The organism is Bacteroides cellulosilyticus DSM 14838 (assembly GCF_000158035.1).
Taxonomy (GTDB): Bacteria; Bacteroidota; Bacteroidia; order Bacteroidales; family Bacteroidaceae; genus Bacteroides; species Bacteroides cellulosilyticus.
The window spans coordinates 2,012,159-2,019,992 of sequence record NZ_EQ973490.1 but is presented as its reverse complement, the minus strand read 5'-3'; the positions used below and the strand labels follow the sequence as shown (position 1 = coordinate 2,019,992).

Annotated in this window: 3 protein-coding genes; all 3 read right to left on the bottom strand. The window is 45.3% G+C overall.

From position 1 onward, the window contains the following. Nucleotides 1-50: 50 nt before the first annotated feature. A complete protein-coding gene (locus BACCELL_RS11685; protein WP_007212003.1) occupies nt 51-2,639 on the bottom strand; it encodes a glycoside hydrolase family 2 TIM barrel-domain containing protein in 2,589 nt (862 codons plus the stop codon). Beyond that, the gene (locus tag BACCELL_RS11680; RefSeq protein ID WP_044153812.1) at nt 2,636-5,518 is read right to left on the bottom strand and encodes a TIM-barrel domain-containing protein; all 2,883 of its coding nucleotides are present in this window, start codon (nt 5,516-5,518) and stop codon (nt 2,636-2,638) included. Before BACCELL_RS11680 ends, BACCELL_RS11685 begins: the two co-directional genes overlap by 4 nt. Before the next feature lie 135 nt (nt 5,519-5,653). Beyond that, on the bottom strand, nt 5,654-7,834 hold a 2,181-nt coding region (locus tag BACCELL_RS27125), incomplete at its 5' end, for a hybrid sensor histidine kinase/response regulator transcription factor (protein WP_007212001.1).

Sequence of the window (7,834 nt, the reverse complement as noted above, 5' to 3'; positions counted from 1 at the left end):
TCTTATTCATTCCTATACCGTTATAAATGAATTCTGCTAACAAGTTACTTTTATTTTGCTTTAATAGCGGTCACTGCCGTTTTCAATCCTTCGGATGTAGCCGTCAGTTTGATGCCTCCGGATTTTCCGTCACTTTGAACAACCACCAGGCACTTCCCATAGAAAGCCTTGCGATGATCAGCTTTGAATTTCTCCATTGAAACAGGACTACCATTGTCTACACCGGCAATAAATCCCGCACCTTGCACATCGAACATGATCTGATTATCGGCATTCGGACAAAGATTACCATCTTTATCCAGCACCTCCACTGTTACAAAACTAAGATCTCTGCCATCTGATTTGATTTCATTCCGATCAGCCTTCAAGCATATCTGTGCTGGTTCTCCGGCTGTATGGATCTCCTTCTCCAATACCGTTTTTCCATCCTTGCGGGAAACGACTTTTACCACACCCGGTTCATACTTCACACGCCATACGACATGAAAATCATCCTTACCTTTTGTACGCACACCCTGCGACTCGCCATTTACAAAAAGCTCGACCTCATCCGCATTATTATAATAAGCCCACATATCTATATCCTGCCCCGGCGCCCAGTTCCAATGCGGAAAAAGGTGCAATACCTTTTTCCCCGGATGCCATTCCGACTGATAGAGATAATACACATCTTTCGGAAAACCGGCCAAATCGACAATGCCGAAATAAGAGCTACGGGCAGGCCAACCGTAAGGAGTCGGTTCACCTAAATAGTCAAACCCGGTCCAGACATACTGTCCGCTGATAAAATCATTATTTTTCACGTGGCGCATCGTGCCCTCATGACTGTTCCCCCAAGGTACATGACAGTTATCATACGAAGAACAGGAGAAACTATCATCAAAATAAGGTTTATCCCAACGTTCAGGACAAATAACAGTTTCGTCACTCGGCATCCGGTAGTAGCCACGCGTCATCAGTGCTGATACACTTTCCGCCACAATGAACGGTTTACCGGGAAATTTCTCGGGTACACCGGCAAACCAATCATCATGATAATTAAAGCCGATGAGATCTAATGCTCCCGAACGGAACAAGTGATTATTCGGGTTCGGTTCATTACAGCCAGCCGTAACGGGACGAGTAGAATCGAGAGCTTTTACCATATCTGCCAGTTTCTTCGTCAGTAAAGAGTTCACACTCATCTCACCTTCTTTCGCCAGCATACTCTGATCATGACCAAAATTCAGAATCAGGTTCGCTTGTTCCAAGGTCAGCGTATCCGCTTTTGCATCCGACCATTGCTCCAGCACTTCGTTGCCAATGCTCCAAATGAAAACAGAAGGATGGTTACGGTCGCGAAGTATCAAATCCGTCAGATCGCGTTCATGCCACTCGTTGAAGTAACGGGAATAATCATGAACCGTTTTTCTTTTGCGCCACATATCGAACGTCTCATCCATTACGATAAATCCCATACGGTCACAAAGATCGAGCAGTTCTGGTGAGGGAGGGTTATGAGAACAGCGAATGCCGTTACAGCCCATTTCTTGCAGTATCTCCAACTGGCGCTCGATAGCGCGGATATTAACTGCCGCCCCAAGACACCCCAGATCATGATGCATACATACACCATTAATCTTCAGCCGTTCTCCATTCAGAATAAACCCTTTCTGTACATCAAAACGGAAGGTACGGATACCGGTATTCGTACAGTAGTTATCCAATACTTTACCGGTTGTCTTATCAATAAGGATACTGTTCACCTTATATATATAAGGAGTGTTCACGCTCCAAAGATTAGGGTTCTTCACTACAATTTCCTGTTCTACCTCGTTCGGACAGGCAGGTATCACTTGCAGTTCCGATGCAACCTCACCCACAACATTCCCTTCTGCATCCATCAGCCGTGACTGCAACACAACATCTGCCAAGGAAACAATTTCCGAATCAAAAACAACATACGTACCATCCGCCTGCTTCACGGAATCTTGCAGTTGAGCGGCCGCATCATACTGTATTTTAGTACGTATGTTTAGTCGTGCACTGTTCTTCGACACATCTTGCGCCGTGATAAAAGTACCCCATTGCGCTATATGCACAGGGTTAAGCTTCGTAAGCCATACATTACGGTAGATGCCACATCCCGAATACCAGCGGGAATTAGGTTGTTCCGCATTGTCCACACGTACGGCAACTACATTCTTTCCGCCCCACTTGATATGGGGAGTCAGATCGTAACTGAACGAGACATATCCATAAGGACGTAAACCAAGGGAATGACCATTGATAAAGACTTCCGAATTCATATATACACCGTCAAAATCAATATACAGGCGCTTGCCTTCATCCGCTTTGTCAACAGTAAACGTTTTGCGATACCAACCGATACCACCGGGTAATGCCCCTCCTCCTGTTCCGGAAGGATTATCCTTACTGAACTCTCCCTCGATAGCCCAGTCATGTGGAAGATGGAGGATCCGCCATGCCGTGTCGTCATAATCGGGACGGGATGCCGCAGAGTCATCTCCCAGATGGAAAGTCCAGTCAGCGGTGAAGTCCTGTCGACGGTTATCAGTAACCCGTTCAGCGGAGGTGCAACCTCCCAATACCAAGAAGAGGAGCAAACAGGATATTGGTATTATTAATAGTTGTTTCATGATATTGACACACTCTGCCGCTTCCCATCATACTTCACCGTCACTCCCTTAGCCTTCGCGTCAAAAGGTTGCGGCTTATCCTTACTTACCTTTACAACGTTAAATGTACGTTCTTTCAGCATACCGGGAAATTCTCCTGCACGGTCACCAATAGTCAGAGTGCCTTCCGCATCATTGTAAGTAAACGGGATGGTGGCATACTGTCCTTTTTCGTAGTTGTAATTCACACCTTCATCCTCGTACAAAGTGAACTCACCATCTTTACCCGCATATACATATAGTGTGATTTCTTCCGCAGGCTTCTCATCACTATACTGCATTTCCGGTCCGTAAGGCACAATAGCCCCTTCGCGTACATAGAGCGGCATGCGTTCATAGGGAGCGTCCACTCTCAACTGTTGCCCACCGGCCATGTACTTACCGGTATAGAAATCATACCAACCGCAAGTTGCCGGGAAATAGACCTCCCGAGTGCGTGCACCATACTCATACACCGGAGCCGCCATCAACGCCGGACCGAACATAAACTGATCACTGATATTATTCACCTTTGTATCTGCCGTAAAGTCCATTACCAGCGGACGCATAATCGTATAATCATCAAAATAAGTCATCCCGGCCAATGAATAAATATAAGGCATCATCGTATAGCGCAACTTCGTATAATACACTATAGAACTATAAGCCGGATGTCCTTCGGGAGCTATATTCCATACCTCACGGAACGGATACTGTCCATGTGCACGGAACAACGGGCAGAATGCGCCAAACTGATACCAACGTGTATTCAATTCACGCCATTCCTTATAGTCCGCATTCTCTTTTCCGGTCTTATTGAATTCCTTTTGTCCGTCTTCATAGCGTTTTTCTACGCAGAATCCGCCAATGTCCATCGTCCAGTAAGGAATACCGCTGACTGCAAAATTCAGTCCGGCAGAAATCTGCGCCTTCATATCTTCCCAACGGGTAGCGATATCGCCACTCCATGTTGCGGTAGAATAACGTTGCAATCCGGCAAATCCCGAACGAGTCAGCAAGAATACACGTTTGTCATTGTCTACGGCACGTTGTCCGTCATAAATAGCCTCAGCATTCATCAACGCATACGCATTGAAATATTGGTCGGACGGACCGAGAGCAGTCGGACCACACAAAGCTTTCCGGTAAGCCAAATCCGTACAGTCGCGTACATTCGGTTCACTGGCATCCATCCACCAGGCATCAATTCCGAGGGGATAAAGATGATCTTCCATCTGTTTCCAGAACAGCTTCCGTGCACCCTCAGCATAAGCATCATAGAAAGAACCGATGTAGCCGGGACCAATCCAGTCACGAATGCTGTCTTTAACGGCCTGCTGATACATCCAGCCTTTTTCATCAAACTCTTTATAATGTTCCGTAGTCATATAGAATTTCGGCCAAACGGAAATCATCATCTTGGCATTCAGAGCATGAATAGAATCTACCATTCCTTTCGGATCAGGGAAACGAGCTTTGTCGAACTCATGACTCCCCCAGGCATTTTCCGGCCAGTAGCTCCAGTCGAGCACAATATTATCAATGGGAATCTGACGTTTACGGAATTCCTTCAAAGCATCCAGTATTTCTTCCTGCGTCTTATAACGTTCGCGGCTCTGCCAGTATCCCATCGCCCACTTCGGCATGATTTGTGATTTTCCGGTCAGAGCACGATATCCACTGATTACCTCGTCCATATCCTCGCCATAAACAAAATAATAATCGATTTCATTCTGCATTTCTCCCCACCACGACTGTTTGTTCTGTTCTTCAGCAGATACAGGAGACAATGCACGCAAACCGCAATAGGATACATATCCATCAGGAATCCATTCAATTTTCAATGGAACACGTTTACCGGCTTTCAAATCTACGGCAAACTTATAGCTGTTCGGATTCCAAGCCGTACGCCAACGTTCGGGAACCACCAGTTCACCATCAATATATACCTTCATATATCCTGCATAATAGAGGATAAAACGGAACCTACCACTCTCCATCGGCTCAATTTCTCCTTCATACGTCACCTGCGAACCCATGAAAGGAAATCCTTCTGGTAAGTTCACGACTTTCGACAAATCTTCCGATTTCAGATGTTCAAAATAAACAGAATCTTCCCGGCGTACCAGTGTCTCCGCTGTTGATTTCTGAGAGGGTACGTATGTTCCTGTCAAAGCACCTTCCTTACCCTCCTTATCATAGAGTTTGAAAACTGTGCTTAACTGTGCATAATCACGTGGATCGCCGAAACGGCAAAGCGAATAACTATCCCACAGAATACCGTAATTCTTATTGGAAACGATAAAAGGTACGGAAACCTTTGTATTATACTGGAAAAGTTCCTCGTTCTTACCTTTATAGTTGAATTCATCAGCCTGGTGTTGTCCCAGTCCATAGAATGCCTCATCATCGGGTGACTGGAATACCTGACGTACCGTATACGCCTTTGTTCCCTGCACTTCGATAGGCTTGAAACTCCTGCCTTTCTCATCTTCCGCCAAAATCAGGTTACCGGAAGCATCGGTAAAGCGTACTTCACCCGTGGCTTTGGATACAATGGCGCACACCTCTGAGGTTTTTACCGAAACGGCATCTTCACTTTCTTCCACGCTGAAGTCCGTCTTATCTTTTTGGGGAACTATAATCAGGCTTTCCGCCTTTGAAAAGTTTTTTTCGGGAGTGGCTGACACATGAATCAACTTCTCTCCCATTACTTCAACCTTCACCTTTCGCACATCCGTCGGTTGCTGTTGTTCGACATTTACAATAATGCCGTTACTCGTCTTCTCATACCCGCCTCCGGAGCATGCCATCAGCATCCATCCTGCGAGCAAACAAACTGAAGTGTTTTTCAATTTCATATCTTTGTTTTTAAAGTTATTTTCCCGAGTGTAAAAGTAGGAAATCATACAGTAAACAAGCCCTCCCGATGTTGAAAGGAAAGGGCTTATTTGATTTATAGAAATATCAGATGTTTCAACAATGGGTACTTTTTGTTATTTACCCTCCTTTTCCTGATATACAGAGGGTAAAACACCGAATTCATCCTTGAAATACTTACTGAAATATTTGGGGTTATTGAAGCCCACCTGATAGGCAACCTCCGACACATTCTGCTGGCTCTCGCGCAGAAGTTGTGCCGCACGTTTCAGTCGGATAATACGAATAAATTCTATCGGAGTTTTACCGGTAATCTGCAACAGCTTTTTATAGAGATGCACCCGGCTCATGCCCAGTTCATGACTCAATTCTTCCACAGATAAATCGGGACGGGCAATATGCGTCTCCACATACTTTATCGCATTCTCAATCAGCTTTTCGTCCATCGAAGTGATAACGATTTCACTCGGTTCGGGATCAATACGGGTGCGAAGTTTATTTTTGCTGCTCAAATCTATCAGTTTACGCATGCGCAAAATCAGTACCTCCATATTGAAAGGTTTCGTCACATAGTCATCCGCACCAATCGTCAGACCTTCCACCTTATTCTCTACGGATTGCTTGGCCGTAAGCAACACAAAAGGAATATTACTTGTACGCTTGTCAGCCTTCACCCAACGGCACAGTTCGTTCCCGTCCATTTCAGGCATCATCACATCACAAACGATGATATCCGGCATCAGTTCCGGTATCATCTGCCAGGCTATCTTTCCGTTTCCGGCAGATTCTATACGGAAATACAGACTCAACGTATAACGCATGAAAGAAACAAAATCTTCATTATCATCCACAATCAGTGCAAGTGGCTTCTTCCGTTCTTCCTCATTCAATTCTTCCACTGAAGCAAGTGCCACCGCATCCTCTTCTGCAGCTTCTTCCGAGAGTGGAGTCGCTACGTTCACCACCGAATGTTTCACCGGAATATCTACCACAAATACACTGCCCGTACCCACATTGTCGAACACGCGCACCACACCGCCATGCAGCGTAACGTAATCACGTACCAGGCTCAAACCGATACCACTCCCCGTACTGGGGTTACTATCACCTATACGCTCCGATTGATAGAAACGTTCGAATATACGTTCTTTATCAAAGTCGCTGATACCTACCCCCGTATCGGATACTTTGATTTCCAATGTTTCCGTAGTTCCTTTTATCAGTTCAAGAGAAACATCCACCCGCCCTCCATCCGGAGTAAACTTAAACGCATTAGAGAGCAGATTCATCACTATCTTACCTATTTTATCCTCATCGAACGACATATTCAACGATTCGATTGCCGAAAAAAAAGTGAGATGCACGTTTTTCTTTTCCGAAAGCATCAGGAATGAGTTGCATATAGAGTGAACATACGATACAACCTCCCCCTCCGAAAGATTCAAATGCAACCCTGCCACCTCATTTTTACGGAAATCAAGTAATTGGTTCACAAGATTCAGTAACCGCAATGCATTACGATGCATCAGTTTCAATTGCTCCTGCTTCCGTTCATCATGGGTTTCTTTCATCATTCCTTCCAACGGAGAAATGATCAACGTCAGCGGTGTACGCAGTTCATGGCTCACATTGGTAAAGAAACGGAATTTCATCTGATTGACTTCTTCATTCCGCTCTGCTTCACGTTCCATCTGTTGTATCCTGAACTTATTGCGTTCACGGCGCAGCACAGCATTGCGAGCCAGCAGCAATGTGCCTATCAATAACATAGCATACAGAACATACGCCCAGGGGGTCATCCAGAAAGGCGGTAGGATTACTATTTTAAGGCTTGACTCTTCTGTTCCGGCAAATCCATCACTATTGATTGCCTTCACTTTCAGCGTATAAGTACCGGGTGCCAAATTCGTATAAGTAACGCGGTGCATATCAGCCGCACCTGCCATCCAATCCTCATTAAATCCCTCCAGTTTATACAGATACTGGGTTTTCTCAGGCAAGACGTAATTATCCGATGCAAACAATACAGTGAAGACATTCTGTTTATAATCAAGTTTCACCTCTCTGGCTTTATTCAGCGACTCACGCAGCAAAACACGTCCACCATACTCCTTTCCAACCTCCACTTCTTCATTGAAAAGCTGGAAGCCGGTAAACATCACCTTGGGCAACGTCCGGTTATATTTGATATTCTCCGGTCTGAAAGTATTCAATCCATACATACCTCCCATTGCAATCTCACCCGAGGAAAGACGTTTAATGGAACGTTGATTGAACTCACAGCCCTGCAAACCGTC